Below are 24,946 nucleotides of genomic sequence, written 5' to 3' on the forward strand. Positions count from 1 at the left end.
AGGTTCCCGAAGCTGGAACCGGCGCGTCGCCGAACGGGCGGCTCGCGCGTCGCCGATGCCGACCTGATGCCTGGGGAGAGGGTGGACTTCGCGTAGCATTGAAGAATGTCGAGTCCACAACAGAGATTGCCCCGTGACCAACGCCGCGACCAATTGGTAGGTGTCGCACGCTCCGTCTTCGCCACCCGTGGATACCGAACGACCTCCATGGACATGATCGCCGAGGCTGCCGGGGTGTCCAAGCCCGTGCTCTACCAGCACTTCGACTCGAAGCAGGACCTCTACCTCGCGCTCATCGACTCCTCGGCCGCGCACCTGGATTCCCGGCTCGCTGCAGCGCTGGAATCGACGAACGACCCGCATGAGAAGATCCGGGCCACCTACCGCGCCTACTTCGACTTCGTCGTTTCGCACCGCGAAGAGTTCGTCATCATCTTCAATTCGGATGTCTACGAGCCGAAGGCGGAGCAGAAGCTTCGCGCCCTTCGTGAGAGTTCGGCCTCCCGCGTCGTCGCCGCACTGCAGGATTTCGCCCGGCTGCGCGATGATGAAGCGCGATTCCTGTGTCGTGCTCTCATCGGCACCGCCGAGGTCGTCGTCAAACAGCTCGACTCCCAGCGCGGCATCGACGTCGATTCCGCCGTCTCTCTGCTCACGCAGATGAGCTGGGGAGGCTTGAAGTCGTTCGCCGAACGCTGACCGTTACGCTCAGGCACCGGGCATCCGGACACCGGGTACGGGCACAGCGGCTCGCGCCTCACGGTTCGTCAGCCCACAGCGGAATCCGGCGGGAAGAAACCCTCCCCCGCTGACGTTAAGCTGGACACAGTCCAATCCATCATCCGCCACCCAGATCGGCACAAGGAGCACTATGGAAATCAAGATCGGCGTCAAGCAGACCCAGCGCGAGATCACCCTCGAAACCGACGAAGACTCGAAGGCGCTGGCCGCCCGCGTCGAGGAGAAGATCCAGTCCGATGGACTGCTGACGTTCACGGACACGAAGGGTCGCCAGATCTTCGTTCCCGCCGCTTCGCTGGGCTACCTCGAACTCGGCACGGAAACCGCGCGCCGCGTGGGCTTCAGCGCCTGAGCACACTGAAGCGCATGAATGCGGAACTGACAGATGGGCCCCGGTCGCAATGACCGGGGCCCATCCGCATTCACTCTCTCAGGCGACGAGGCCGAGCGCGGACATCCGCTTCGAATGGTTCGAGGTCACCGCCGGGATCAGCTCGACGACCATGTCCTCGTCGAGGCCGAGGAAGGGATCGGTGAGCAGGCTGCGTGCCCGCCCGAGGGTCTCGGCGACGAGCTTGCGGCCCCACAGCGCCAAACGCGACGCCAACTGCGTGTCGACGGCCACTTCGGATGTCAGACGATTGCGCGCATATTCACTGGCACGTGTATCATCGAGAATTGCAATAGCCAGGCTGTATCCGGGCTCCGCGAGTTCGTCCACCGCCGTGCGGTAGAAATCATTCATGATTCCGTCGAAGACGAATCCCTTCATGAGGCTTTCGTACCAGTCGCGAGGACGAGTCCTTTCAGCCAGCGTGTTGAAGGTCGGCTCGAAGTGCTGACAGAGCTCGATCACATCCTGGCCCATCTGATCGATGTGCTGTGAGAGCTGCTCGAAGTTCGCGAAGGACTGAGAGGCCAACCGCGCCAGGATGACCTTGTCATCCAGATCCGCTGCGGTCGTCGCGTTGGTGGCCATACGTTCGAAACCGGTCAGCTCGCCGAACGCAAGAAGAGCGAGCGTTGCAGCATCATTACCGGCCAATGGGACAGAATCGGGCATAGTTCAAGACTACCGGTTCTGGGCCATGACAAGCGCGAATGCGCTAAAAGGAGTTTGGAATATGGCGGAGACAGAACCGGATTTCGCAGAGCTGGGAGTCGCCGGACCGATCGTGGCCTCACTGGCCTCAGCAGGAATCACCCACCCCTTCCCGATTCAGGCACTGACGCTGCCCGTGGCGCTGTCAGGTGCCGACATCATCGGACAGGCCAAGACGGGCACCGGAAAGACCCTGGGATTCGGAATCCCCCTGCTCCAGCGCGTCGTCGGCAAGACCGAGGACTCCTCGGTGACCACCCACCCCGAGGCGACTCCCGACAGCGTCAACGACTCCAAGGAACCGCGTCTGCCGCAGGCCCTCGTCGTCGTGCCCACCCGTGAACTGGCCAAGCAGGTCGCAGCCGATCTCGTGACCGCCTCGGTGCAGCGTGACATCGACATCATGACGATCTACGGCGGCATGGACTTCGACCCGCAGATCAACCGGCTCAAGGCCGGTGTCGATGTCGTCGTCGGCACCCCCGGCCGCCTCCTCGACCTCTACGGACGCAAGATCCTCCGCCTTCACCGCGTGCGCACCGTCGTCCTCGACGAGGCCGATGAGATGCTCGACCTCGGGTTCCTGCCCGATGTGGAGAAGATCATCAACGCCGTGCCCGCACACCGGCAGACGATGTTGTTCTCGGCGACCATGCCGGGTGCCGTCATCACACTGGCCCGTCGGTACATGAGCCAGCCCACGCACATCCGGGCCCAGGACCACGAGGACCTGTCCATGCTGGGCAAGAACACGACTCAGTTCGTCTATCGCGCCCATTCGATGGACAAGTCCGAACTCGTCGCTCGCATGCTCCAGGCCGAGGGCCGGGGCCGCACGATCATCTTCACCCGCACCAAACGGACCGCCGACAAGCTCGCGGCCGAACTCGGCGACCGCGGCTTCGACGTCAAGGCTCTGCACGGCGACCTCGGTCAGTCGCAGCGGGAGAAGGCGCTGAAGTCCTTCCGCGACGGCAAGGTCGATGTGCTCGTGGCCACCGATGTCGCCGCCCGCGGAATCGACATCGACGATGTCACCCATGTTGTCAACTACCAGTGCCCCGAAGACGAGAAGACCTACGTCCACCGCATCGGTCGCACCGGCCGCGCGGGTCACTCGGGTGTGGCCGTGACCCTTGTCGACTGGGACGACATGCCCCGTTGGCGACTGATCAACAAGGCCCTCGGCCTCGACTTCGACGAACCGGCCGAGACTTATTCGACGTCTCCGCACTTCTTCGCCGACCTCGACATCCCGAAGGGCACCAAGGGTCGCCTGCCGCGCCAGCACCCCGAAGGTGAGGACGAGACCGGCGGGGAGAAGAACCGCGGGTCCGAGCGTCGCGGGTCCGACCGTCGCGGCTCCGGCCGTGGCGGCTCCGATGACCGCCGAGGCGGCTCCTCCGACCGTCGCGGCTCCTCTTCCGGTGCCGGTGAGGAAGGCCGCAAGCCGCGCCGCCAGCGCAATCGTCGGCGCACCCGCGGCGGCAAACCGGTCAACCGCGGCCATGCCGGCCAGGGTGGGCACTCGGCCACCGACGCCAGCGAGGACTGAACTGACGCCGGCGACGGCGCACAGACTTCGTTGAAGGGGCCCCAACCGTGCTCGGTTGGGGCCCCTTCGCCGTCCCGTGTCCGGATCACGGAGCCTCGTTCACTCTGCGTTCAACCTGATCTCCGAAGGCGTTCAATTCGGTGGTCAAGACTGTTCTGACGCCCTGTCTCCGATGACGAACGAGAGCGATTCATTGTTCAGTTCACGCCGTGTGGATGCCCCCTCCCCCGCAGCACCTGCCGGGGTCTCCGATCTCTCCCCGAAGAGTCAGGAGCTCGCGGCCGGTCTGGACCCGGCTTCCGAGTCGTCAGCGTCCGACCGCGCCTCGGACGCGGCCACCTCCCCCGGCACCCGCACCGGCAGGCGCCACCGGCACGATGTCGATGTCATGCGCGTCCTCGCCGGACTGACCGTGATGATCGGCCACTCCGGCGGTGTGCTCATCGGCCGCAGCGAGGAAGGCTCCGACGCCTGGTGGCTCGGTCATCTCGCCGAGGCTGTCAATCCCTGGGCCGTGCCCATGTTCTTCATGATCGCCGGGTGGGCCGTGCTCGCCGGTGCGCCCCCGCGCACAGAAGCCAAGATGTGGGACCGGATCGTGCGCCACCTGGTTCCCCTCGCCTCGTGGTCGGTCATCTTCGTCCTGGGATTCAACCTCTTCGACACCGACGAGGTGAATGTCCGCCATGACCTCGTGCGCAGCTTCCTCGAAGCCGGTCGCCCCGGCTTCCACCTGTGGTATCTCTACGCGTACATTCCGCTCATCCTCGTCTTCGGCACGCTCGTCCTGTTCTGGAGGAACGAGCGCCCGTGGAGGCTCGCGGCTCTCGCCCTGGTGCTGGCCGGATCGACGGTGTGGGCGCCGTTTCTGCTCGACCTCGTCGGCTCCGATCAGGACGCCTGGAAATGGGGATTCGCCACCTATCAGGTCGTCTACTTCGTCATCGGTGCCTTCGTCATCCAGCACGCCGGGGAGCTGCGTCCGCCGATCTGGACGCTGTGTCTGCTCTTCGCCGCCTCGGCGCTCGGTGTCCTCTGGTGGGAGTCGCAGAAGTCCTATCCGATCGAGAACGCGAATCCGCTCATCGTGGGGCTGGCGATCAGCGTGATCCTCCTCGTCTCCCGCTTGCGCCTCGGCACCCGCACGAAGAAGATCTTCGCGCGTCTGGCGTCAGCGTCGTTCGGCGCGTTCCTCGTCCATGTGTTCTTCCTCGAACTCTTCTTCGAACGCCTCTACGATGTCGAGGCCGGACCGGTCGTCCTCGTCATCCAGTACCTCGGTTTCCTTGCCGCCATGGCCGCCGTGTCCTATGCGCTGAGCTTTGCGTGGGGACGGCTGCGGCTGCGGCGAATCCTCGGCTGAGCTCAGCCTTGGATGTAGTCGACGCCGCCGGGTCGTGAGGCGGCGCGGTCGAGGAGTCTGGTGAGCATGTGGTCGGAGGTGACGTGTTCGCCGAGGCGGTTGGGTTTGCCCGTGCCGTGGTAGTCGCTCGACCCGGTGATGATGAGGTCGTTCTCATGGGCGAGTCGACGCATCGCCTCCCGTTCCTGAGGCGGGTTGTCCCGATGGTCGACTTCGAGCCCGTCGAGACCGGCGGCGATGAACTCGGTCATCGCTGAATCGGGCACGACCCGTCCGCGCATGGCGGCACGAGGATGGGCGAAGACCGAGACTCCTCCGGCTTCGCGGATGAGACCGATCGCGGTGATCGGGTCGATCGTCGGCAGCGCCACATGGTATTTGCCGCGGCTGGACAGGATGGAGGAGAACGCTTCAGTGCGGTTCTCCACGACACCGGCGGCCACGAGGGCATCGGCGATGTGCGGTCGCCCGATCGTCGCGTCTTCGCCGGAGACCGAGAGGACTGCGTCCATGTCGATGGGATAGTCCTCGGCAAGGCGCTCGATGATGAGGTGCGTGCGGTGCAGACGTGCCCGCCTGGTCTCCTGCACGACTTCGGCCAGTCCTGTGTTGTACGGGTCATGAAGGTAGGACAGCAGGTGCACACTGATGCCTTCGTAACGACAGGAGATCTCCATTCCCCGAACCAGCCCGAGCCCGTAGACGCGTGCGGCGTCCTCGGCCAGGGTCCAGCCCGCGGTGGTGTCGTGGTCGGTGATGCCGACGACGTCGATGCCCTCCATCGAGGCTTCGGAGATGAGTTCGGAAGGAGTTTGGGTCCCGTCCGAGAATGCGGTGTGCACATGGAGATCGATGACCATGATCACAGTCTATCTGCAACTGTCGTTCCCTCTTCCACATGTGCCGACGATGTCAGCCCCGCCGCATAGACTGGGTGGCATGACAGAGCAGAATTCAGATTCACCAGACACGTCTCAGGCCCTTTCCGACCGCGTCAACAACCGCTCGCATCGCCCCAATTCCCAGGCCTTCCGCGATTTCGTCGCCTCCGGCTGGGACCGCACCCCGCTCGACGCCGAGGCGTTGGCCGCCGCGGGCTTCACCCCAGCACGCCGGGCACAGGTCTCGGCCGCTTTCCCCGGTGAGCGCCTCGTCGTCCCTGCCGGCGGACTCAAGGTCCGCTCGAACGACACCGACTACCGCTTCCGTGCGCACTCGGCGTTCATCCACCTCACCGGGTTGGAGACCGATTCGGAACCCGATGCCGTCCTCGTCTTCGAGCCCGAGGACGATGGTCATGAGGTGACCCTGTACTTCCGTCCCCGCGCCGGTGCGGACACGGAAGAGTTCTTCTCCGACTCCCGCTACGGCGAATACTGGGTCGGTCCTCGCGCAGACCTCGAGGCCATGTCGACGATGACCGGCATCGCCACGGCGAACTCCGCCATCGTCGATGACGTCATCACGAAGGACCTCGGGGCGATCTCCGTACGTCTCGTGCGCCAGGCCGACACCCGCATCGACGCAGTCATCGACCTCGCCCGCACCCAGGTCCAGGCCGATCTCGAGACCTCCGAGGCCGGCGATGCGGAACTGGCTCAGCTGCTCTCCGAGCTGCGACTGATCAAGGATGACCATGAGGTCGCGGCCCTCCGCGAGGCCGTCGCGATCACGCGAGCCGGCTTCGACAATGTCGTCGGCGCGCTGCCGCAGGCCCTGGGACACCGACGCGGTGAGCGCGTCATCGAAACCGCTTTCGAGACCGCGGCACGTTCCGACGGCAATGGGGTCGGCTATGACACGATCGCAGCATCGGGCAACAATGCCTGCACCCTGCACTGGATCCGCAACGACGGTCGGGTCAGAGACGGCGACCTCGTCCTCGTCGACGCCGGTGCCGAAGCCGATTCGCTCTACACCGCTGACATCACCCGCACCCTGCCGGTGTCGGGGACCTTCACCGAGGTGCAGGCGAAGATCTATGATGCCGTGCTCGCGGCCTCGGACGCGGCATTCGCCGTCGCCGCCGATCACGTCAACCGTCCCGTGAGATTCCGTGAGGTCCACGAGGCGGCCATGGAAGTCATCGCCGAACGTCTCGAGGGCTTCGGAGTCCTGCCGGTCTCGGCCGCCGAGTCGCTCTCCCCCGAGGGGCAGCAGCACCGCCGCTGGATGGTCCACGGCACCAGCCACCACCTCGGACTCGACGTCCACGACTGTGCGCAGGCGCGAGCCGAGATGTACCTCGATGCCACGATCGAACCGGGAATGGTCTTCACGATCGAACCCGGTCTGTACTTCAAGGCCGATGACCTGCTTCTGCCAGAGGAGTTCCGCGGCATCGGTGTGCGAATCGAGGACGATGTCCTCGTGACTGCCGAGGGTGTGGAGAATCTCTCCGCGGACTTCCCACGCACCCGCGCCGAGGTCGAAGCCTGGGTCCAGGGTCGGAATCGCTGATGTCCTCGGCACACGACGCCCATCCGGGGACGGACGCGGACGCCGAGTCGATGCCGGTTGACGGCATCGGCCCGGTGCGCGGCCGGGGCATCCTCGAGGTCCCGGGACTCGGTCTCGGCCATGCGGGTGAGTTCACCCCGGGGCGCCTGACCGGGCTGAGCGTCGTGGTCCCTCCGTCCGGGTCCACCATCGGCGTCGATGTCCGCGGCGGCGGTCCCGCCACTCATGAGACCGATGTCATCGCCCCGGGCACGCATTCCTATGGTGCCGATGGCATCGTCCTCACGGGTGGTTCGGCTCTCGGCCTCGCCGCCGTCAGCGGCGTCGTCGATGCCCTCGCCGAGGCGGGGCACGGTTTCCCCGCACCCGGTCTGCCCGGAACCGTCATCCCACTCGTCCCGGCCGCCGCGATCTTCGACCTCGGTCGCGGGGCGGGGCCGGTGGCACCGCCGCGACCCGACGAGGGCGCGCAGGCGGCGAGGGACGCTCTGTCGACCGGCGCCGAATCGACCGCAGGGAAACCGAGTGCGGTGCCGCGGAGAGAGGTCAGGGGCAGCCTCGGTGCCGGTGCCGGTGCCCGTTCGGGGTTCCAGACGCTTCGCAGCGGACTCGGATCCGTCGCTGTCCGCCTGCCCGGCGGTGTCACTGTCGCCGCACTTGTCGCGGCGAACTCCCTCGGTTCGATCGGCACCTCGACCGGCGGTCTGTGGTTGGATCCACTGCTGCGGTCCTACGGATTCGATCTGCCGAGAGTCCGGGGGCTGCCGGTCGCGGCACCACCGGATGCGGCGGCGAAGAACACGACGATCGCGATCGTCGCCACCGACGCCGCTCTCGACCCGGCACAGGTGACTCGGATGGCATCGGGGGCGCATGCGGGCATCGCCCGAGCCGTCCAGCCTTCGCATACGCTCTATGACGGCGACACCGTCTTCGGCATCGCCACCGGAGAACACGCTCTTCCGACCGACTACGAGGCTGCCACCCGCGAACTCGTGACGATCACCGCGGCGGCCGCCGACGCGCTGAGCCTGGCGATCCTCGACGCTCACGTCTCGGCGGCCCCGGCGGGACCCGGATGGCAGCAGCCGCAGACCCTGAGCGAGATCGCTCCGGACTTCGCCTCGGCCTTCACCGCCGCGTTCTGAGCTCGCCGGCCCGGGGCTCGAGTCCTCCTGACAGTGACGGGGCCCGCCGAGCAGCGGGCCCCGTTTCTGTGCTCTCAGCGCTGGTGCCTCTCAGCAGGGCTGCGGATCAGTGTTCCTGACTGTGGGCACCGGTGACGCTCAGTTCTCGCGGGCGGACTGAGCTTCCTCGGAGTCCAGACCCTGCGGATCCTTGCTGCTCTTCTCCATCTGAACGTCGAAGCCGTCCTGGCGCAGCAGCTTCTGGGATTCGCTGTTCGCCTGGGCCTCGTCTTCGACCACGGTGAAGCGGATCGTCTGCGTGAAGTCACGACCGTAGCGGTCGGTTCCGGTCACCTCTGCGGTGTGAGTGCCCAGATCGAGGTTCGAGGGGATCTCGGTGCGCCACAGGTGCGAACTCGACTGTCCGACATTGCCCGAGGTACGCAGGTTCTGCGAGGCCGTGTACGGATCCGTGAACTCCCATCCCTTGGCCAGAGCCTCGCCCCGGCCGGGCTGTGTGTGCTCGCTCTGCTTCGGAGCCTTGCCGTCAAAGCTGACTTCGACTCGGGCATCGGAGGTGCCGGCCAGGAAGCTCGAGGTCAGCCATGTCTGCCCCTCCTTCAGATCATCACGGGTGACGACCCGTTCGGAGACCGGCTCCGGAGCGGTGCCCGCCTTGTCCGCGTCCTGCCAGTCCTGGGCCTTCTGGGCCCAGTCGCGCCACGCCGGCGAATTCACACCGAGCAGCAGCTGATGATCATCGGATTCGTTGCGCACGGTGTAGCGCTCGCTGCGCGAGGCACCGTCGAACTCCAGGGTGAGCACTCCCGGCTCCGAAGCGTCCTGAGTGAACGAGTACGGCAAGCCATCGGCGTTGAGCCCTCCGGAGTACCAGTCGCCGGAGACCGCACCGGCGACGATCTGCGTGTTCGGCAGCTTCTCGATTCCGGCCGCGGCCCATTCCTCGCGCGACTCACCGGCGATGAGGTTCTCCTGCGTGTGGGTGTGTCCGCCCACGGTCACGGCGTTCGGGTAGTCGGCGATGACATCGTAGAAGTCCTTCGCGTTGTCGACGACGACCTCTGTGTGCGTGACGATGGGCGCGTGTGTGGCGATGACGACCTGCGCGTTCTTCGGCACATTCTTCAGATCGTTCGCCAGCCAGGTCAGCTGCTCCTCGGTGATCCTCTCCTTGTACTTCTTCCCATTCGCCTTGCCCTCGTAGTCGATGCTGTCGAGCACGACGAAGTGGGTCTTGCCCACGTCATAGGAGAAATACGACGGCCCGAACTGGTCGCGGAAGGTGTCGAGGGCGTGAGAGTCGTCGACGGCGTCGTAGTCCTGATCGTGGTTGCCGGGGGCCACCCGCACAGGACCGTTCGTCTGCGCGTAGATGTCGCGCAGTTCGTCGTTGAGGCTGAGGTCGTCACCGACGTTGTCACCGAGCAGCAGCACACCGCAGGCACCGTAGTCCTCACGGTCGGCGAGGTCCCCGACCGCGCCGTCACGGGCATAGCCCATCTCGGTGGTGTCATAGGCCTGCGTGTCAGCGGCGATCGGGCAGTTCTGGTCCGACTTCGCCGACGCCGTCGATTCGACCATCGGGAAGTTCACTGCCTTCGGCGTCTGCCCGGTCGGTTCGATCCCGCCGAACTCGAGGTCACCGGATCCTTCGGGCAGATGGTTGTAGCTGAATTGGGCGACCTTGTCTTCATCGACGGGAACCTGCCATCCCGCCGGCTGGGTCACGGACACGGTCATGTTCTCCCGCACGGGCAGCTCATAGACCCCCTGGCCGTCGGTCTGGACGACGTCGACGCCGTTGGTGACCGCGACTCCGGCCACGCCCTCCTCGTCGTCGTCGAGCTTCGAATTCTCGTTGGCATCGTCGAAGACCCGACCCGTGAACTTCTGCGGATCGGCGGCCTGGCCCCGATCGACCTGCACGTGTCCCTCATAGAGTTCGGCCGGTGCCCCCGCCGCCGTCGCAGCGGTCGGTGACAGCAGCGGAGCGAAGAGTGTCAGCACGGCACAGGCACCCAGACCTGCGACGGTGGTGCGAGGGCGGATTCGGCGTATCTGCATGGATGACTCCTGTTGTCGACTGTGGCTGGATCTGCCGTGACACGACGCTAGGCAGGCCGAACGACAAGGGAGTGAAGTCGTCAGTACAGCTTGATGAATAGGAGAAGTGAGCGCGTGGAACACCTCCCCCAGACCGTCCGCGATTCGAGGTCACAGCAGCGTTCATGAGGCCGTCATCCCGGGATCGGCGGAATGTGAATTGAGTTCAATTCGCCGAGGCGGCCCCGCAGGACTCCGCCCACCCCGTAGTCTGAGAACATGTCTGGTCCACCGAAAAGAGTCTTCGTCGCCCGGCTCGTCTCCGCGCCCGTATTCGACCCTCTCGGCGATCAGGTCGGACGGGTTCGTGACGCCGTCATCGTCTATCGCGCGACCATGCGGCAGTCCCCACGTGTCATCGGCCTTGTCGTCGAAGTCCCGGGCAGACGCCGCGTCTTCGTCCCCATGGGTCGGGTCACCGCCATCGACTCCGGACAGGTCATCACCACCGGCCTGGTGAACATGCGCCGCTTCGAACAGCGCGGATCGGAGACGCTGGTCATGAACGATCTCCTCGACCGCAGGCTGCGTCTGCGGGCAGACGATTCCCCCGTCCTCGTCGAGGACGTCGGCATCGAGCAGCAGGTGAACAAGGACTGGGAGGTCACGCGCCTCTTCGTGCGTCGAGTCCCCGAACGCACCGCCTTCGCCGCGTTCCGCCGGCGCGGTGAGACGAAGCAGATCGACTGGACCGACGCCGACCATCCGGCCGACTCCGACATCGATCAGGAAGCCACCCAGCTCATCGCCGCCTACCAGGACACGAAGCCTGCCGACCTCGCCGATGTGCTCTTCGAGATGAACTCGGCGCGCCGTCTCCAGGTCGCCCGGGCCCTCGACGACGAGCGCCTCGCCGACGTCATCGAAGAGCTCCCGGCCGACACGCAGATCGAGATCCTCGCCGGCCTCGATACCGAACGTGCCGTGACGGTGCTCGAAGAGATGGAACCCGATGACGCCGCTGACCTGCTCGGCGAACTCAGCGACGACCAGGCCGAACGGTTCCTCGCCCTCATGGAACCCGATGACGCCGAGGATGTGCGGACGCTGCTGGCGTACGACGATGACACCGCCGGTGGCCTGATGACGACCGAACCGGTCATCCTCACCCCCGAGACCACCGTCGCCGAGGCGCTGGCCCACGTCCGCCGGGAAGACCTGCCTGCGGCCCTGGCCTCCGCGGTCTTCGTCTGCAGACAGCCCGTGGAGACACCGACGGGCAAGTACCTCGGGCTCGTCCACATCCAGGAGATGCTGCGTCATCCGCCGCATGAAGCGGTGGGCATCATGCTCGACACCGAGGTCGAACCGCTGCCGCCGGAAGCCCCTCTGGGCGAGGTGTCGAAGCTTCTGGCCGCGTACAATCTGGTCTCGGTGCCGATCACGGATGAGAACGACCGCCTCGTCGGAGTCGTCACCGTCGACGACGTCCTCGACGAGCTTCTGCCCGAGGATTGGCGCACGACCGGCCGTGATGAAATCAGGAGGGGGTAGACATGGCTGTTGACGATTTCGAGATCCCACGGTCGAGCAAACGCAAACTGCCGAACTTCGCCATGTCGCCTGAGACCTTCGGCCGCGGCGCCGAGGCGTTCGCCCGGTTCATGGGCACCCCCGCGTTCCTCGTGGGGATGACCGTCTTCTGTGCGGTCTGGCTTGGGTGGAACACTCTGCTTCCCGAGTCCTGGCAGTTCGACCCACGGTCGCTGAACTTCACTCTGCTCACCCTCATTCTTTCCCTGCAGGCCTCCTATGCCGCTCCGCTGATCCTCCTCGCGGAGAACCGCAGCACCGACCGTGACCGCGTCGAATTCGAACACGATCGGCAGCGTGCCGAACGCAACCTCGCCGACACCGAGTATCTGGCCCGAGAGGTCGCGGCGCTGCGGATCGCCATGCGAGAGGTCGCAACCCGCGACTTCATCCGCTCCGAACTCAAGGATCTGCTCAGGGAACTCGAAGAGGAGAGCAGAGAGCCCGGACGGTCCGCCGCGGAACCGAAGGACCCCGGGTACAGGGGCCAGGGGCCGGATGACGGCGCCGATTCCCAAGGGGTAGGGTTGAAGCCCCAGGAGCACTCATCCGGGGAGGAAAGGACGTGGACATGACTGGTCCCGATGTGGACACGGTGAGAGAGGCACTGACCGGCGTCATCGATCCCGAGATCCGCCGCAACATCGTTGAGCTCGATATGGTCGACGACATCAGCATCGACGGCGGCGAAGTCACCGTCACAGTTCTGCTCACCATCGCCGGCTGCCCGCTCAAGGACACGATCTCCAGGGACACGAAGGCTGCGGTGGCCCGCGTCGAGGGAGTCACCGAGGTGACGGTCGTCCTGGGGACGATGACACCCGAACAGCGGAAGGCGATGAAGGAGAAGCTGCAGGGAACCGGTACTCGCGACATCCCCTTCAACCGGCCCGACTCCCTCACCAAGGTGTACGCGATCGCGTCCGGCAAGGGCGGGGTCGGCAAATCCTCGGTGACGGCGAACCTCGCGGTTTCGCTCGCGGCCAAGGGTCTGCGCGTCGGCCTCGTCGATGCCGATATCTACGGTTTCTCCATCCCGGGCATGCTCGGACTTTCGGGCAAGCCGACCCGGGTCGACGAGATGATCCTGCCGCAGATCGGCCACGACGTGAAGGTCATGAGCATCGGCATGTTCGTCCCGCCGAGCCAGGCCGTCGTGTGGCGAGGCCCCATGCTCCACCGTGCCCTGCAGCAGTTCCTCACCGATGTGTTCTGGGGCGATCTCGACGTCCTTCTGCTCGACCTGCCGCCGGGCACCGGTGACATTGCGATCTCCGTGGCCCAGCTGCTGCCCGGTTCGGAGCTGCTCGTCGTGACCACCCCGCAGGCGGCCGCGGCTCAGGTTGCCGAACGTGCCGGCTCCATCGCCACCCAGACGAAGCAGACGCTGTCCGGGGTGATCGAGAACATGTCCTGGATGGAGATGCCCGACGGCAGCCGTCTGGATGTCTTCGGCACCGGCGGCGGCACCAGTGTGGCCGAGAACCTCTCGCAGACGCTCGAGACCACGATTCCTCTGCTGGCGCAGATTCCCCTCGACACACAGGTGCGCGAAGGATCCGACGCCGGCACCCCCGTCGTGCTCAGCCACCCCGAGTCCCCCGCTGCACAGGCCTTCGACACGTTGGCCGAGTCCCTGCGCAGGCGCTCTCGCGGACTGTCCGGCAGGTCTCTGGGTCTCAGCCCGGTCTGAGACAGTGCGGTTGCCTGTCCGTGGAGACGGTCTCGTCTACACACTGTTCTCCTGTGCGCTCGCGCTCAGCCTCTTCATCCTCCTGCCCGGTGCCGTCGTCACCGCGAACCGTCACGCCCCGCCGAGCGCGAAGGACCTGACTGCACAGCAGCATCGGACCACGGCGGCTGAGAACCGCGCCCTGGTGACCGAATCGATGCGCAGCTACGCGATCATCGCCGAGAAGCGAAGCCCGCGGCTGAACATCCATGTCTTCGGCGTGCCCGGGGCACCCTCGTTGAACTCAGCCGTCGAGTCTCGGCTGTCGACGATGATCGAGAAGGCGGGCGGATTCGACGGCAGAGCTGAGTTCTCTCCCCCGCAGACCTCGCCGGTCCACCGGTGGCCGACGGCGACATTCGCTCCGCTGCGGACTGCCTCAGGCGAACCCGCATCGGAATCTCAGGATGCGGCTCCCGGCCCCGGCAGAGATGCGCCCGATCCGGACTCGCTCGACATCGACAACTCGGTCCTCGTCGGAGGGGGCCGCTACCTCGTGACCACCGTCGAACAGCATTCACCGCAGCCGCATACCGCGGTGCTGCTCACCGACCTCGACGCCGAGACCACGGTCGATGCGCGCAGTCTCTTCACCGCCGCAGTGGACCCTGCGACGGTCTCCGGCGATGAATTCGGAAGGCTGACCATCGAGGGCACACCGGTGTCGGATGCGGAACTCACACCGCTGGGGACACAGGTCGCCGATGAGCTGCACACCCCGCTGAGACTGGTCCAGCCTGCCGACCAGCGGTCTCCCGACTTCTCCTGCGCACTGCTGCCCTGCGTAGCACTGACCTATGACGACGGTCCGGGAGAGGCCGCGACCGAACAGGCCATCCTCGATGCCGCCGCTGAGGCCGACATCCGCGTGACCTACTTCTTCCTCGGCAAGAACATCGATCACTTCCCCGAAGTGGCTCGCAAGGTCATCGCCGACGGTCACGAGGTCGACAACCACACCTATCGGCATCCGCGACTCAGCCAGATCCCCTCCGCGAAGATCCGTGCGGAGATCCGCCGGACCCGGAAGTCACTGAATTCGGTCGGTGTCGACACTGATCCTCTGGTCCGCCCGCCCTATGGTGCGCTCGACAAACGGTCCGCCCATGTCGTGGGCGTACCGTCGATCATCTGGGACGTCGACACCGGCGACTGGCAGCACAGGGATCCGAAGAAGATCGTCAAGGCGGTGAAGGCACATGCCCGTCCCGGCTCGGTCGTGCTCATGCACTCCATCCACCCCTCTACCGCGAAAGCCGCACCGGCCGTATACGCGACCGTCGCGGACAAGGGGTTGTATGCGGTGACCGTACGCGAGCTCTTCGCCGGAATCCCCTGGGAGAAGGCCGGGTCCTACTTCTGCCGCGGCTACGCCGATCCGCTGTGTTCGAACCCCGAGCACCCATCGGTGCAGAAGAACTGACAGTCGAGCTCTCCGCTCGAACCCGCCTCCGCTTTCGTCCCGGCGAACCGAAAGGGGTCCTGGTCCTTCAGGTGGCTTCGGAGTCGAACGGGGCGGCCGCGGATCGGTCTCGCAGGTCGACCTGGGCTTGGAACCGTTCGATCGGTGACTTCTCCCGCACAGTCGCCTCGGTGCCGGAGCTTTCCGCCGCAGTCGCCGGGTCCGCAGCGTCGACGGCGGGAGCCTCGAGCGGATCCCGACGTTTGGATTCGCGGATCGCAGCATCCTCTTCGACGAGGGCCTCTCGGACGATGCGCCGGGGGTCGTACTGACGCGGATCGAGCTTCTGCCAATCCACGTCGTTGAAGTCGTCCCCGAAGTCACGACGGACGCTGTCCTTCGCTCCCTCGGCCATCCGCCGCATCTGGCGGACGAAGTCACGCAGCTTCTCTGCGTATTCGGGCAGGCGCTTGGGTCCGATCACGACCAAGGCCACAACGACCAGGATCACCATTTCGGTGCCGTTGATACCCATGAACATGTCACCCAGTCTACCGTGGACGGCTGTAGCATCGACTCATGGTCAGCACAGGTTCGACGAGCGCCGGGTGCCGGGAGCGTCGATGGATGAGATAGCGGTCGAGCGCGTGCTGCGCATCGTCGAACTCGTCCCCGAAGCCCGTGTCGTCGCCTACGGAACCGTGGGTGCCGTCGCCGGCTGCTCGCCCCGCTATGTCGGGCGGGTGATGAGGGAATTCGGCTCGAACGTCACATGGTGGAGGGTGATCAACGCCGCGGGAGTCCTGCCGCCGGAGATCTTCGCCCGCGCCCGCAGCCACTGGGCCGATGAAGGCACTCCGCATTCCCATGCCCGGGTCGACCGGAGTGCGTTCCTCGACGTCGATGAGCTCGATGAGCTGTGGCGCACTCACGGAATCGAGCCCGAATGCGGTTAGACTTGGGAGGACTCAGCAACGGAAAGGAGGGGGCCGATTGTCACGTGAAATTGCAGGTGATCTCACCTTCTCCGAACAGTACAACGGCCCCGATCCCCTGCTCGATGCCGCCCGGACCCACTCTCACGAATTCGGTCTTGCGCCGGTGTCCCAGACGACGGCGAAGACGCTGACGCTCCTCGCCCGACTCCTCACCCCGGTCGCCGCCGTCGAAGTCGGAACAGGAGTGGGCACCTCGACTCTGGCTCTGCTGCGCGGTATGCCCACCGCCGGCATACTGACCTCCATCGACACGAACTCCACAGCACAAGGTGCCGCCCGCGACCTCGTCGATATGGCGGGAATTCGCCCGGGCCGCCTGCGGCTGATGAGCGGACGGGCCGAAGAGGTACTCAAGAAACTCGCTCCGGCCGCTTATGACATGGTCTTCATCGACTCTGAGCCGAGCAACCTCGAGCGCATGATCCAGCCATCGCTGCGTCTGCTCGACGCGCACGGTCTCCTCGTCATCCACCAGACGATGCTCAAGGGCGCTGTCGCCGACCCCGTCGACCGCAGCCCGCGGACCCAAGCGGCTCGCGGAATGCTCAACCGCCTCGCCCAGCAGGAAGACCTCGACCGGGTACTGTTGCCCATCGGCCAAGGACTGCTGCTGCTGCAGAAGAGCAGGTGAATGCGACAACAGCAGAGACTTCCGAGAAGTCTCTGCTGTTCGTGCGGTTCTGTCCGGCCGCTTCAGCGGCCGGAGGCTCAGAGCCCCAGAGTCTCTGCCAGAGTGTCGTGCAGTCCTGTGGCTTCGTCTCTGCTGAGCTCGATCACCAGACGTCCTCCGCCTTCGACAGGAAGCCGCATCACCATGCTTCGGCCTTCTTCGGTCACTTCCAGAGGTCCGTCGCCGGTGCGGGGTTTCTGGGCTGCCATGTGGGCTCTTCCTTCCGTTGTCATGCAAAGACGGTTCACACCAGGTGTACCGAATGTTGTACTTCGATTATTCCATGATCCGGACGATCCGGGTAACTTTCTCATAAACGATCGTTCACGGCGGCAGATCCGCCGGCGGGGTGAAGTGCCACAGGTAGGCCACCCAGATGATCTGGAACAGGATATATGCGACGAGCAGCGCGGCCCGGTAACCGCGTGAGCGCACCAGAGCCAGTGTCAGCGCCAAGGGGAACAGCGGCAGCAGCAGTCGCAGAGTCGAGGTCTGCGGGTTGAAGAAGATGAGCAGGTAGATGCCGTAGCCGAGGCAGAACAGCTGCAGCGTCCGCCCCATGCGCGCTCCGGCCGGAGAGAAGATCAGGCCGAGCATTCCCGCGACGACGATGATGAGCAGAACCGGGCCCAGGGGTCCGATGAGGTTGATCGACTGCGCCACCCATTGGACGACGAACGTCGTCTCTCCGGTGTGCCAGGCCGCCTCGGTGTCGGTGTAGGCGGTCAGCGACCCCGTCGCCCACCACGCGTGGAGCGGATGGATGAGGGCGGCCGCACATGACAGCACACCCAGGGTCCAGGATCGGACCACCTCGGCGGTGGGATAGGGGTCCTGGCGACGGTGGACGAACCGGTCGATGAGATGGAGGAGCATGAAGAACGAGAACGCCACTCCGACCGGTCGGGACAGGTCCATGAGGACGACGACCGGCAGCGCTGTCAGGTACCGGCGTTCGACGAGGAGGAACAGAACCATCGCCTGCAGCAGCAGTGTCAGGGATTCGGCGTAGCCGGTGGAGAGGATCGGCGCCGATGGGAAGAACATCACCAGCGCCAGTCCCATGAGCGCCTGGCCGGGATCAACGTATTTGCGGAAGAGGTGGAGGATGACGACGGCCGCCAACCCGGCGGCCACAGTGGATACGATCGGAGACAGGACTGCGTAGCTGACCCCGGTGAGGTCGGACAGGGTGCCGACGACCGAGGGGTGCAGCGGGTAGAAGGCCCACTGGTTCTCGGCGACCGCGCCGCTGTCGTCGGCGGGCAGGACGTGCGGGTAGCCCTCCTCGGCGACGCGGGCGTACCAACCGCCGTCCCAGAAGTTGAGGAAGTCGTTGAGGGTCGTCGTCACCGGCGATGATGACCAGTTCGCCGGATCCTGCCATTTGAGGACAGAGGCGAAGATCGACAGGCTCACGACACGGGAGACGAAGTACACGGCCAGGGCCTGCAGCCACACGGGCAGCACGATGAACAGTGCGCCGAGGCGGGAGAGTCGGGACGAGTCGAAGACTTCGGGGGCGAGGGTGATTCCGGGCAGGTCGGAAGGACGGCTCATCGTGGTTCGGCAGCCGTTTCCGGTGCCTCATTCGCGGTGTCGACGGGGACAGGGGATGTGGAGGGTGCGGGAGTTTCGGGCCCGGCAGGGTCAGCGGCTGCAGAGTCGACGGGCGTCTGGGCGCTCACATCGGTCGCGGATTCGAGGACGCGCAGGCGGTCCTGCAGGATCTGCATGGCCTCGTCGACGTCTTCCATTCGGTATCCGCGCAGTGCGGGCCTGAAACCCACCGTGTCGAGGTCCGCACTGGTGAATCCTTCGGGCAGGCCGGTCCACCGTTCCTGCGCCTCATCACCGGTTTCGGCGGCGAAGACGTTGAAGCTGGCCGCGATGACGATCACAAGGACGAAGATCGCGGCCGCGACACCGATCACAATCCACAAAGGCATGCGCCCATTTTCGCACAGACCCCGGTTGCGAACTCTCAGCGCAGGCCGCGCACGGTGTGTCTCGGCACGACTTCACCGGTGATCGCCAGGGTCACATCGATGGCGTCGGCGGTGGCGCGGACATCATGGGTCCGGATCATCGCCGCTCCCTTCTCGACAGCCAGCGCAGTTGCTGCGATGGTTCCGTGCAGCCGGTCCTCGGGCGCGACATCGCCGATGGCTTCGCCGACGAAGTCCTTCCTGGAGATCGCCAGCAGCACCGGAAGTCCGGTCGCGGTGAAACGGTCGAGCTCCCGCAGCAGACGCAGCGACTGATAGGTGTTCTTCCCGAAGTCCGGGGTGGGGTCGATGATGATCTTCTCGTCGGGGACACCGGCGGCACGGGCCGCCTCGGCGAGGTCGATGACTCCGGCAAGTGCTGCGTCGACGATGTCCCCGGCATGGAGGCCGTAGCGATTGCGGTGCGCATCGGTGCGGGGATCCAATCCCCCGGTGTGGGAGCAGACGAGGCCGACCTTGTTCCGGGAAGCCACCTCGGCCATCTGCGGATCGACCCCGGCCCACGTGTCGTTGAGAAGACCGGCGCCGGCCCGGCAGGCCGCTTCGGCGACTTCGTGGCGCCAGGTGTCGACGCTGATGAGCACGTGCGGGTGGGCTCGGGCCACGGCCTCGATCGTTGGGCACACGCGGTCGATCTCCTCGGCGACGGAGATCTCCCGACCCCTCCCCGCACGCACTCCCCCGATGTCGACGATGTGCGCGCCGTCGTCGGCGGCCGCGGCAACCGCGGTGATCGCCTCGTCCAAGGTGGCGGCGGATTCGTAGAACGAATCGGTCGTGCGGTTGATCACCGCCATGATCGCCGGTGCCCCCGCCCGGGCCTGGCTGAGGTCGAAGCGGGACATATCCGCGGCAGCGTCGGTGCGATCTTTCACGATGTGCTTCCCGCTTCGATCGTGGCCACGGCCTCGTCGATATCGTCGGTGAGGGTGAAGAGGGACAGATCCTTGTCGCTGATCGTGCCGTTGGCGAGCAGGCTATCGCGCATCCAGTCGACGAGACCCTGCCAGTAGGCGGTGCCGAAGAGGACGATCGGGAATGACGTCACCTTGCCTGTCTGGACCATGGTGAAAGCTTCGAAGAGTTCGTCGAGGGTGCCGAAGCCGCCGGGCATGACGACGAAGCCGCGGGAGTATTTGAGGAACATCGTTTTGCGGACGAAGAAGTAGCGGAAGTGCACGCCGAGCTCGACGTGGTCGTTCAGGCCCGATTCGAAGGGCAGTTCGATGCCCAGGCCGATCGACACCCCTCCGCCGTCGACGGCGCCGAGGTTGCCTGCCTCCATGATGCCCGGTCCCCCGCCGGTGATGACGGCGTTGCCGGATTCGGCCAGCCGGCGGGCGATCTCACGAGTGTCCGCATACGCCTGAGTGTCGGCGTGGAGCCGGGCTGAGCCGAAGATCGCGACGGCCGGTCCGACCTCGGCCAGGGAGCTGAAGCCTTCGACGAATTCGGCTTGGATGCGCATCACCCGCCACGGGTCTTCGTGCACCCACTCCGCACTCGTCCCCGCTTCGAGCAGACGCTGGTCCGTCGTCGTCTCCGGCACCTGGTCCCCGCGCAGACGCAGCGGGCCCTTGCTGTAGTACTCGGGCTGCCTGTCGCTCGGGGCGGGGCCGTCACCGCTCGGGACGGCGCCGTAGTCAGCGGATTCGCCTCTGTCGTTCACCGTGTTCACCGGCCTTCGAGGTAGCTGAGCAGGGTCCGGGTGGCCTGCTCCACCTCGGCGACTCTGACATGCTCGTCGGACTTGTGGGCATACAGCGGGTTCCCGGGACCGAAATTCACCGCCGGGACCCCGAGCGCACTGAACCGCGACACGTCGGTCCACCCCAGCTTCGGCGCCGGCGACAGGCCGAGTGTGTCGATGAAGTCCTGCGCAATGGGCCGGTCGAGGCCGGGCCGGGCACCCTCGGCAGCGTCGGTGACGACGATGTCGAAGCCGGTGAAGAACTCGCGCAGGAACGCTTCGGCTTCCGCGGCGGACCTGCTCGGGGCGAACCGGTAGTTCACGGACACGACGCATTCGTCGGGAACGACGTTGCCGGCCACACCTCCGCTGATGTTCACCGCGGACAGGGATTCGCGGTAGTCGAGCCCGTCGACCGTGACGGTCTCCGTCTCATGTTCGGCCAAACGGGAGAGCACCTGCGCAGCGGCATGGATGGCGTTGACGCCCATGAACGCGCGCGCCGAATGCGCGCGCACCCCGGTGGTGGTGACGTCGACGCGGATGGTGCCGTTGCAGCCGCCTTCGACCGAAGCATTCGAGGGTTCGCCGAGGATCGCGAAATCGCCTGTCAACCAGTCCGGATGAGTGCGCGCGACCCGGCCGAGACCGTTGAGTGAGGCGTCGACTTCCTCATGGTCGTAGAAGACCCAGCTGACGTCGCGGCTCGGGTCCTCAAGGGCTGCGGCCGTGGACAGCTGCATGGCGACTCCGGCCTTCATATCGCAGGATCCGCGTCCCCAGATCACTTCGTCCGTGGGGTAGTCCGCCCCGGTCATCGTGGTCCTCACCGGCGGCAGGTTGTCTTCGACGGGAACGGTGTCGAGGTGTCCGGCGACGACGATCCGTTCGGCCCGGCCCAGGCTGGTGCGGGCGACGACCGTATCTCCGTCGCGAAGGATCTCGAGTTCCGGTCCCGGGCCGCCGCTGATGCGTTCGAGCACCTCGACGACGGCGTCGGCCAACACGGTTTCGTTGCCGGAGACGGATTCGACCGCGCAGAGGCGGCCGGTGAGTTCGGCCGGGTCGCCGAGGGCGGCGAACAGGTACTCACCGAGCTCAGTCGTGGGTGCGAAGATGGACTCGGTCTCAGCAGATGGATCGACAGTCATGTCCCTTAGCCTAGTACTGCCCCCACCGTCTAGGCTTAAGGCATGACAGAACGCATCGTATCCGCACGTGGACTTGCCACGATCCATTCCGACATCGTCCTCTCCGTCTGGTATCCCACCCTGAGCACGGCTGATACCCCCGAATCCGCCGAGGCGGCCGCCACCGCCCGCGCTGCCGACGACGGTCTCGACGCTCTCGTGGGCACCGACGACGCTCGCGGCACCCGCGCCGAAGTCGTCACCACCACGATCGATCTCGACGCAGGCCCCGCCTCGGCGGCGGATGCCTACCTGCGTCTGCACGCCCTGTCCCAACGACTGGTGACGCCCAACGACGTCAACCTCGACGGGATCTTCGGGCACATCGCCAACGTCGTGTGGACGTCGTTCGGCGCCTGCTCCCCCGATGAGTTCGAGGCCACCCGCGCGAAGCTGCTCGCTCGCGGTCCCGTCGCCGTCTACGGACTCGACAAGTTCCCCCGCATGACCGACTTCGTCATTCCCTCCGGTGTGCGCATCGCCGATGCCGACCGTGTCCGCCTCGGCGCCCATTTGGCCCCCGGCACCACCGTCATGCACGAGGGCTTCGTGAACTTCAACGCCGGCACGCTCGGTTCGGCCATGGTCGAGGGACGCATCTCCCAGGGCGTCGTCGTCGGCGACGGCTCGGACATCGGTGGCGGCGCGTCGATCATGGGCACGCTTTCCGGAGGCGGCACGCACCGAATCTCGATCGGTTCGGGCAGCCTCTTGGGTGCCAACGCCGGTGTCGGCATCTCGATCGGAGATGACTGCATCGTCGAAGCCGGCCTCTACATCACCGCCGGCACACGTGTGACGGTCCCCGGTGAGGACGGCGCGGTGGTCAAGGCCGGCGAGCTCAGCGGCAAGAACAACATCCTCTTCCGCCGCAATTCGGTCTCCGGTGCCGTCGAGGCCATCGCTCGTGATTCCAAGGGCATCGAGCTCAACCCCGACCTGCACTGATCGCTGGCTGAGCCTCGGCGGTGTTTGAGGTTCCGCGGTCGGCTGCCGGCATCTGCGGCCGACAGTCCATCTGACCACTGACGTTTCGGTCCGAGGCGACCGCCTGACTTGGGGTTTCGGCCGAGACGACCGCCTGACGTGGGGTTTCGGCCGAGGCGACCGCCTGACGAGGGCGCGTTCACATGAAGTGAGCGCGCCCTCGCCGCATTCACTCGCACAATCACTCGCGTCAACGAGCAGATCCCCAAGCATCCGGTACCCGCAGCATCGCCCCCGGCAGCACCCCTCACCCCTGCAGTCACCACTCACCGTCTCCGCCAATTCCAACAGCAATCATCACAACCCCGTGGTCCTGCAGGGCGTTGTGCGGCTAACGGTGACGGATGCCTGTGATGGGAAGCGTCAGCAGCTGCCGGAGGGGCTTCCAGCGCTGTACAATCCTCCGACTCAGCGGTCCTACTCCAGCCCCGTCCACGAGGACACCGGGCCGATACCCACGACCCATTCGCGACGAAAGTGGACCGCGCCGAGGCAATTTCGGACCGGGTTTCAAGCATCACCCACCGCTAGCCGCACACCACCGTGGTCCTGCAGGGCGGTGTGAAGCTACCGGTGATGGATGCAGTCGCCAGCTGTAGATGAAACGGCTAGCGGTACAAAGCGGCGGAAACGGTGAGGGCCGCTTCCCCGTAGGCGGGAGATGCTTAGCCCAAGTACGGGGCCGCCGGGGTGCGGCGGTGCGGAGAGAGGTTCCCAGGGTGCGGCAGCAGCGGGAAGCGGGGTGCGGAGCGAGGTTTCCGGGGTGCGGCAGCAGCGCTCGGCGGGACCGCCGGGGTGCGGCGGTGAGGTGAGGCCGAAGTCGGTGAATGCGCAACGGCGCCGGGCAGAGAAATCTGCTCCGGCGCCGCTTGACGCTGTCGGCGCCGCTTGACGCTGTCTCAGTCGACTCAGCGGTCGCTGATCTCCTTGTAGTCGCGGGAGTGCGCACCCGTGTAGATCTGGCGTGGGCGGCCGATCTTCGTCTCGGGATCCTTGATCATTTCGCGCCACTGAGCGATCCAGCCGGGCAGACGACCGACGGAGAAGAGCACAGTGAACATGTTCGTCGGGAATCCCAGAGCCTTGTAGATGAGGCCCGTGTAGAAGTCGACGTTCGGGTAGAGCTTGCGCTCGACGAAGTAGTCGTCGGCCAGCGCGATCTCCTCGAGCTGCTGAGCGAGCTCGAGCAGCGGATCGCCACCGGAACGAGCGAGCACCTCATCGGCGGTCTTCTTGATGATCTTTGCGCGCGGGTCGTAGTTCTTGTACACGCGGTGTCCGAAGCCCATGAGACGCACACCGTCTTCCTTGTTCTTCACCCGCTCCATGAACTTCTTCGGACCGTCGTCCGAGGCTGCGATGTTCTGCAGCATCTCGAGCACTGCGGAGTTCGCTCCCCCGTGCAGCGGGCCGGCCAGGGCGTTGACGCCGGCCGAAATCGACTGGAAGACGTTGGCCTGGGACGAGCCGACAAGACGCACGGTCGACGTTGAGCAGTTCTGCTCGTGATCGGCGTGGAGGATGAACAGCTGATCCATGGCCTTCACAGCCAGCGGGTCCGGTTCGTACTCCTCGGCCGGAACACCGAAGTTCACTCGCAGGAAGTTTTCGACCAGGCTCAGCGAATTGTCCGGGTGGATGACCGGCAGGCCCATGTTCTTCCGATGAGCGAGAGCCGCGATGGTCGGCATCTTCGCGAGCAGGCGGAATGATGAGGTATCGATCTGACCTTCGTCAAAGACATCGAGGTCATCTTGGTAGAACGTCGACAAAGCCGCGACCGCCGCTGCAACCATAGGCATCGGATGCGCATCGTAGGGGAAAGCGCGGAAGAACCGGCGCAGATCCTCATGCACGATCGTGTGTCCGCGCAGGCGGGCGTCGAAGGCATCGTACTGTTCCTGCGTCGGCAGCTCACCGTAGATGAGGAGGTAGCAGACTTCGACGAAGTTCGACTGTTCAGCGAGCTGCTCGATCGGATAGCCGCGGTACTGCAGCACACCTTCGTCACCATCGATGAAGGTGATCGACGACGAGGTGGATGCAGTGTTGGCAAACCCTGGATCGTAGGTCACCGAGCCGGTCTCTTTCAGCAGAGAGCCGATACGGTATCCGTTGTTGCCCGCTGACGCCGACACCTCGGGCAGCGTCAGCTCCGTATCAGCGATCCTGAGGTTCGCCTCCGAAGTCATTCGATCTCCTCACCGTTGACGTACCCCAAGAACTTCCTGAGGTGTCTTGCACAGTTCCTTCAAAGACTACC

At 65.5% G+C, this 24,946-nt stretch carries 24 protein-coding genes; 13 read left to right on the forward strand and 11 right to left on the reverse strand.

Annotated elements, in window-relative coordinates; genetic code table 11:
• Window positions 1-105: 105 nt before the first annotated feature.
• Window positions 106-699, forward strand: a complete 594-nt coding sequence (locus ACPUD7_RS07740) for a TetR/AcrR family transcriptional regulator (protein ID WP_135538765.1) — start codon at window positions 106-108, stop codon at window positions 697-699.
• Window positions 700-871: 172 nt separating this feature from the next.
• Window positions 872-1,093: a DUF3107 domain-containing protein gene (locus ACPUD7_RS07745; RefSeq protein WP_135538766.1), complete on the forward strand. Its 222-nt coding sequence runs from the start codon at window positions 872-874 to the stop codon at window positions 1,091-1,093.
• 78 nt (window positions 1,094-1,171) lie between these two features.
• On the opposite strand, the gene ACPUD7_RS07750 is transcribed toward ACPUD7_RS07745, so the two are convergent.
• Window positions 1,172-1,804, reverse strand: coding sequence for a ferritin-like fold-containing protein (locus tag ACPUD7_RS07750; RefSeq protein WP_135538768.1), 633 nt, complete (start codon window positions 1,802-1,804; stop codon window positions 1,172-1,174).
• A 61-nt stretch (window positions 1,805-1,865) separates the two neighbouring features.
• On the opposite strand from ACPUD7_RS07750, the gene ACPUD7_RS07755 reads away from it, so the two are divergent.
• Window positions 1,866-3,398, forward strand: coding sequence for a DEAD/DEAH box helicase (locus ACPUD7_RS07755; protein WP_135538770.1), 1,533 nt, complete (start codon window positions 1,866-1,868; stop codon window positions 3,396-3,398).
• Between the two features lie 172 nt (window positions 3,399-3,570).
• A complete protein-coding gene (locus ACPUD7_RS07760) occupies window positions 3,571-4,761 on the forward strand; it encodes an acyltransferase family protein (protein WP_135538772.1) in 1,191 nt (396 codons plus the stop codon).
• A 2-nt stretch (window positions 4,762-4,763) separates the two neighbouring features.
• Here the strand turns inward: ACPUD7_RS07760 and ACPUD7_RS07765 are convergent, their stop codons facing one another.
• Window positions 4,764-5,621, reverse strand: coding sequence for a PHP domain-containing protein (locus tag ACPUD7_RS07765; protein ID WP_135538774.1), 858 nt, complete (start codon window positions 5,619-5,621; stop codon window positions 4,764-4,766).
• Window positions 5,622-5,700: 79 nt separating this feature from the next.
• Here ACPUD7_RS07765 and ACPUD7_RS07770 point away from each other — a divergent pair, with 79 nt between their 5' ends.
• Together ACPUD7_RS07770 and ACPUD7_RS07775 are read left to right on the forward strand one after the other, a co-directional pair.
• Complete coding sequence (locus ACPUD7_RS07770; RefSeq protein WP_425119545.1) at window positions 5,701-7,221, forward strand: aminopeptidase P family protein; 1,521 nt, start codon at window positions 5,701-5,703, stop codon at window positions 7,219-7,221.
• The gene (locus ACPUD7_RS07775; RefSeq protein WP_425119546.1) at window positions 7,221-8,369 is read left to right on the forward strand and encodes a P1 family peptidase; all 1,149 of its coding nucleotides are present in this window, start codon (window positions 7,221-7,223) and stop codon (window positions 8,367-8,369) included. The genes ACPUD7_RS07770 and ACPUD7_RS07775 overlap by 1 nt, the downstream gene beginning before the upstream one ends.
• A gap of 138 nt (window positions 8,370-8,507) precedes the next feature.
• Here ACPUD7_RS07775 and ACPUD7_RS07780 read toward each other — a convergent pair whose 3' ends face one another.
• On the reverse strand, window positions 8,508-10,433 hold the full coding sequence (locus ACPUD7_RS07780; RefSeq protein ID WP_425119547.1) for a calcineurin-like phosphoesterase C-terminal domain-containing protein: 1,926 nt from the start codon (window positions 10,431-10,433) through the stop codon (window positions 8,508-8,510).
• A gap of 258 nt (window positions 10,434-10,691) precedes the next feature.
• Here ACPUD7_RS07780 and ACPUD7_RS07785 point away from each other — a divergent pair, with 258 nt between their 5' ends.
• The 4 genes from ACPUD7_RS07785 to ACPUD7_RS07800 are packed head-to-tail and all read left to right on the forward strand — an operon-like array spanning window position 10,692 to window position 15,160.
• Window positions 10,692-11,966 carry a magnesium transporter MgtE N-terminal domain-containing protein gene (locus ACPUD7_RS07785; protein WP_425119548.1) on the forward strand — a complete coding sequence of 425 codons (1,275 nt, stop codon included), beginning with the start codon at window positions 10,692-10,694 and terminating at the stop codon, window positions 11,964-11,966.
• A 2-nt stretch (window positions 11,967-11,968) separates the two neighbouring features.
• Window positions 11,969-12,580: a DUF1003 domain-containing protein gene (locus ACPUD7_RS07790; RefSeq protein WP_425119549.1), complete on the forward strand. Its 612-nt coding sequence runs from the start codon at window positions 11,969-11,971 to the stop codon at window positions 12,578-12,580.
• The gene (locus ACPUD7_RS07795) at window positions 12,577-13,698 is read left to right on the forward strand and encodes an Mrp/NBP35 family ATP-binding protein (protein WP_135538782.1); all 1,122 of its coding nucleotides are present in this window, start codon (window positions 12,577-12,579) and stop codon (window positions 13,696-13,698) included. The genes ACPUD7_RS07790 and ACPUD7_RS07795 overlap by 4 nt, the downstream gene beginning before the upstream one ends.
• 10 nt (window positions 13,699-13,708) lie before the next feature.
• Entirely contained in the window at window positions 13,709-15,160 is a 1,452-nt protein-coding gene (locus ACPUD7_RS07800) for a polysaccharide deacetylase family protein (RefSeq protein ID WP_425119550.1), read from the forward strand.
• 67 nt (window positions 15,161-15,227) lie between these two features.
• On the opposite strand, the gene ACPUD7_RS07805 is transcribed toward ACPUD7_RS07800, so the two are convergent.
• A complete protein-coding gene (locus ACPUD7_RS07805; RefSeq protein ID WP_135538786.1) occupies window positions 15,228-15,680 on the reverse strand; it encodes a twin-arginine translocase TatA/TatE family subunit in 453 nt (150 codons plus the stop codon).
• Window positions 15,681-15,762: 82 nt separating this feature from the next.
• Here ACPUD7_RS07805 and ACPUD7_RS07810 point away from each other — a divergent pair, with 82 nt between their 5' ends.
• Window positions 15,763-16,095, forward strand: coding sequence for an MGMT family protein (locus ACPUD7_RS07810; RefSeq protein WP_135538788.1), 333 nt, complete (start codon window positions 15,763-15,765; stop codon window positions 16,093-16,095).
• 37 nt (window positions 16,096-16,132) lie between these two features.
• Window positions 16,133-16,768 carry an O-methyltransferase gene (locus ACPUD7_RS07815; RefSeq protein WP_135538789.1) on the forward strand — a complete coding sequence of 212 codons (636 nt, stop codon included), beginning with the start codon at window positions 16,133-16,135 and terminating at the stop codon, window positions 16,766-16,768.
• 77 nt (window positions 16,769-16,845) lie between these two features.
• Here ACPUD7_RS07815 and ACPUD7_RS07820 read toward each other — a convergent pair whose 3' ends face one another.
• The 6 genes from ACPUD7_RS07820 to dapE form a co-directional block, all read right to left on the reverse strand.
• Window positions 16,846-17,016, reverse strand: coding sequence for a DUF3117 domain-containing protein (locus ACPUD7_RS07820; protein ID WP_135538791.1), 171 nt, complete (start codon window positions 17,014-17,016; stop codon window positions 16,846-16,848).
• Between the two features lie 115 nt (window positions 17,017-17,131).
• On the reverse strand, window positions 17,132-18,367 hold the full coding sequence (locus tag ACPUD7_RS07825) for a hypothetical protein (protein WP_135538793.1): 1,236 nt from the start codon (window positions 18,365-18,367) through the stop codon (window positions 17,132-17,134).
• Window positions 18,364-18,756 carry a DivIVA domain-containing protein gene (locus ACPUD7_RS07830; protein ID WP_135538794.1) on the reverse strand — a complete coding sequence of 131 codons (393 nt, stop codon included), beginning with the start codon at window positions 18,754-18,756 and terminating at the stop codon, window positions 18,364-18,366. Before ACPUD7_RS07830 ends, ACPUD7_RS07825 begins: the two co-directional genes overlap by 4 nt.
• Window positions 18,757-18,791: 35 nt before the next feature.
• The gene (gene folP, locus ACPUD7_RS07835; protein ID WP_240689682.1) at window positions 18,792-19,691 is read right to left on the reverse strand and encodes a dihydropteroate synthase; all 900 of its coding nucleotides are present in this window, start codon (window positions 19,689-19,691) and stop codon (window positions 18,792-18,794) included.
• On the reverse strand, window positions 19,688-20,485 hold the full coding sequence (locus ACPUD7_RS07840) for a TIGR00730 family Rossman fold protein (RefSeq protein ID WP_135538796.1): 798 nt from the start codon (window positions 20,483-20,485) through the stop codon (window positions 19,688-19,690). Before ACPUD7_RS07840 ends, folP begins: the two co-directional genes overlap by 4 nt.
• 5 nt (window positions 20,486-20,490) lie before the next feature.
• Complete coding sequence (gene dapE / locus ACPUD7_RS07845; RefSeq protein WP_135538798.1) at window positions 20,491-21,657, reverse strand: succinyl-diaminopimelate desuccinylase; 1,167 nt, start codon at window positions 21,655-21,657, stop codon at window positions 20,491-20,493.
• A gap of 42 nt (window positions 21,658-21,699) precedes the next feature.
• On the opposite strand from dapE, the gene dapD reads away from it, so the two are divergent.
• Window positions 21,700-22,644 (forward strand): 2,3,4,5-tetrahydropyridine-2,6-dicarboxylate N-succinyltransferase, encoded by a 945-nt coding sequence (dapD, locus tag ACPUD7_RS07850; protein ID WP_135538800.1) that lies wholly within the window; start codon window positions 21,700-21,702, stop codon window positions 22,642-22,644.
• A 947-nt stretch (window positions 22,645-23,591) separates the two neighbouring features.
• Here dapD and ACPUD7_RS07855 read toward each other — a convergent pair.
• Entirely contained in the window at window positions 23,592-24,875 is a 1,284-nt protein-coding gene (locus tag ACPUD7_RS07855) for a citrate synthase (protein ID WP_425119551.1), read from the reverse strand.
• Between the last annotated feature and the right edge of the window lie 71 nt (window positions 24,876-24,946).

Source organism: Brevibacterium sp. FAM 24630, from assembly GCF_049804075.1.
Classification (GTDB): domain Bacteria; phylum Actinomycetota; class Actinomycetes; order Actinomycetales; family Brevibacteriaceae; genus Brevibacterium.

What these genes read in the sequence shown, in the direction of transcription:
- ACPUD7_RS07740 (WP_135538765.1), top strand. Translation starts at nt 106, where the DNA reads ATGTCGAGTCCACAACAGAGATTGCCCCGTGACCAACGCCGCGACCAA.
- ACPUD7_RS07745 (WP_135538766.1), top strand. Translation starts at nt 872, where the DNA reads ATGGAAATCAAGATCGGCGTCAAGCAGACCCAGCGCGAGATCACCCTC.
- ACPUD7_RS07750 (WP_135538768.1), bottom strand. Translation starts at nt 1,804, where the DNA reads ATGCCCGATTCTGTCCCATTGGCCGGTAATGATGCTGCAACGCTCGCT.
- ACPUD7_RS07755 (WP_135538770.1), top strand. Translation starts at nt 1,866, where the DNA reads ATGGCGGAGACAGAACCGGATTTCGCAGAGCTGGGAGTCGCCGGACCG.
- ACPUD7_RS07760 (WP_135538772.1), top strand. Translation starts at nt 3,571, where the DNA reads ATGACGAACGAGAGCGATTCATTGTTCAGTTCACGCCGTGTGGATGCC.
- ACPUD7_RS07765 (WP_135538774.1), bottom strand. Translation starts at nt 5,621, where the DNA reads ATGGTCATCGATCTCCATGTGCACACCGCATTCTCGGACGGGACCCAA.
- ACPUD7_RS07770 (WP_425119545.1), top strand. Translation starts at nt 5,701, where the DNA reads ATGACAGAGCAGAATTCAGATTCACCAGACACGTCTCAGGCCCTTTCC.
- ACPUD7_RS07775 (WP_425119546.1), top strand. Translation starts at nt 7,221, where the DNA reads ATGTCCTCGGCACACGACGCCCATCCGGGGACGGACGCGGACGCCGAG.
- ACPUD7_RS07780 (WP_425119547.1), bottom strand. Translation starts at nt 10,433, where the DNA reads ATGCAGATACGCCGAATCCGCCCTCGCACCACCGTCGCAGGTCTGGGT.
- ACPUD7_RS07785 (WP_425119548.1), top strand. Translation starts at nt 10,692, where the DNA reads ATGTCTGGTCCACCGAAAAGAGTCTTCGTCGCCCGGCTCGTCTCCGCG.
- ACPUD7_RS07790 (WP_425119549.1), top strand. Translation starts at nt 11,969, where the DNA reads ATGGCTGTTGACGATTTCGAGATCCCACGGTCGAGCAAACGCAAACTG.
- ACPUD7_RS07795 (WP_135538782.1), top strand. Translation starts at nt 12,577, where the DNA reads ATGACTGGTCCCGATGTGGACACGGTGAGAGAGGCACTGACCGGCGTC.
- ACPUD7_RS07805 (WP_135538786.1), bottom strand. Translation starts at nt 15,680, where the DNA reads ATGTTCATGGGTATCAACGGCACCGAAATGGTGATCCTGGTCGTTGTG.
- ACPUD7_RS07810 (WP_135538788.1), top strand. Translation starts at nt 15,763, where the DNA reads ATGGATGAGATAGCGGTCGAGCGCGTGCTGCGCATCGTCGAACTCGTC.
- ACPUD7_RS07820 (WP_135538791.1), bottom strand. Translation starts at nt 17,016, where the DNA reads ATGGCAGCCCAGAAACCCCGCACCGGCGACGGACCTCTGGAAGTGACC.
- ACPUD7_RS07825 (WP_135538793.1), bottom strand. Translation starts at nt 18,367, where the DNA reads ATGAGCCGTCCTTCCGACCTGCCCGGAATCACCCTCGCCCCCGAAGTC.
- ACPUD7_RS07830 (WP_135538794.1), bottom strand. Translation starts at nt 18,756, where the DNA reads ATGCCTTTGTGGATTGTGATCGGTGTCGCGGCCGCGATCTTCGTCCTT.
- dapE (WP_135538798.1), bottom strand. Translation starts at nt 21,657, where the DNA reads ATGACTGTCGATCCATCTGCTGAGACCGAGTCCATCTTCGCACCCACG.
- dapD (WP_135538800.1), top strand. Translation starts at nt 21,700, where the DNA reads ATGACAGAACGCATCGTATCCGCACGTGGACTTGCCACGATCCATTCC.
- ACPUD7_RS07855 (WP_425119551.1), bottom strand. Translation starts at nt 24,875, where the DNA reads ATGACTTCGGAGGCGAACCTCAGGATCGCTGATACGGAGCTGACGCTG.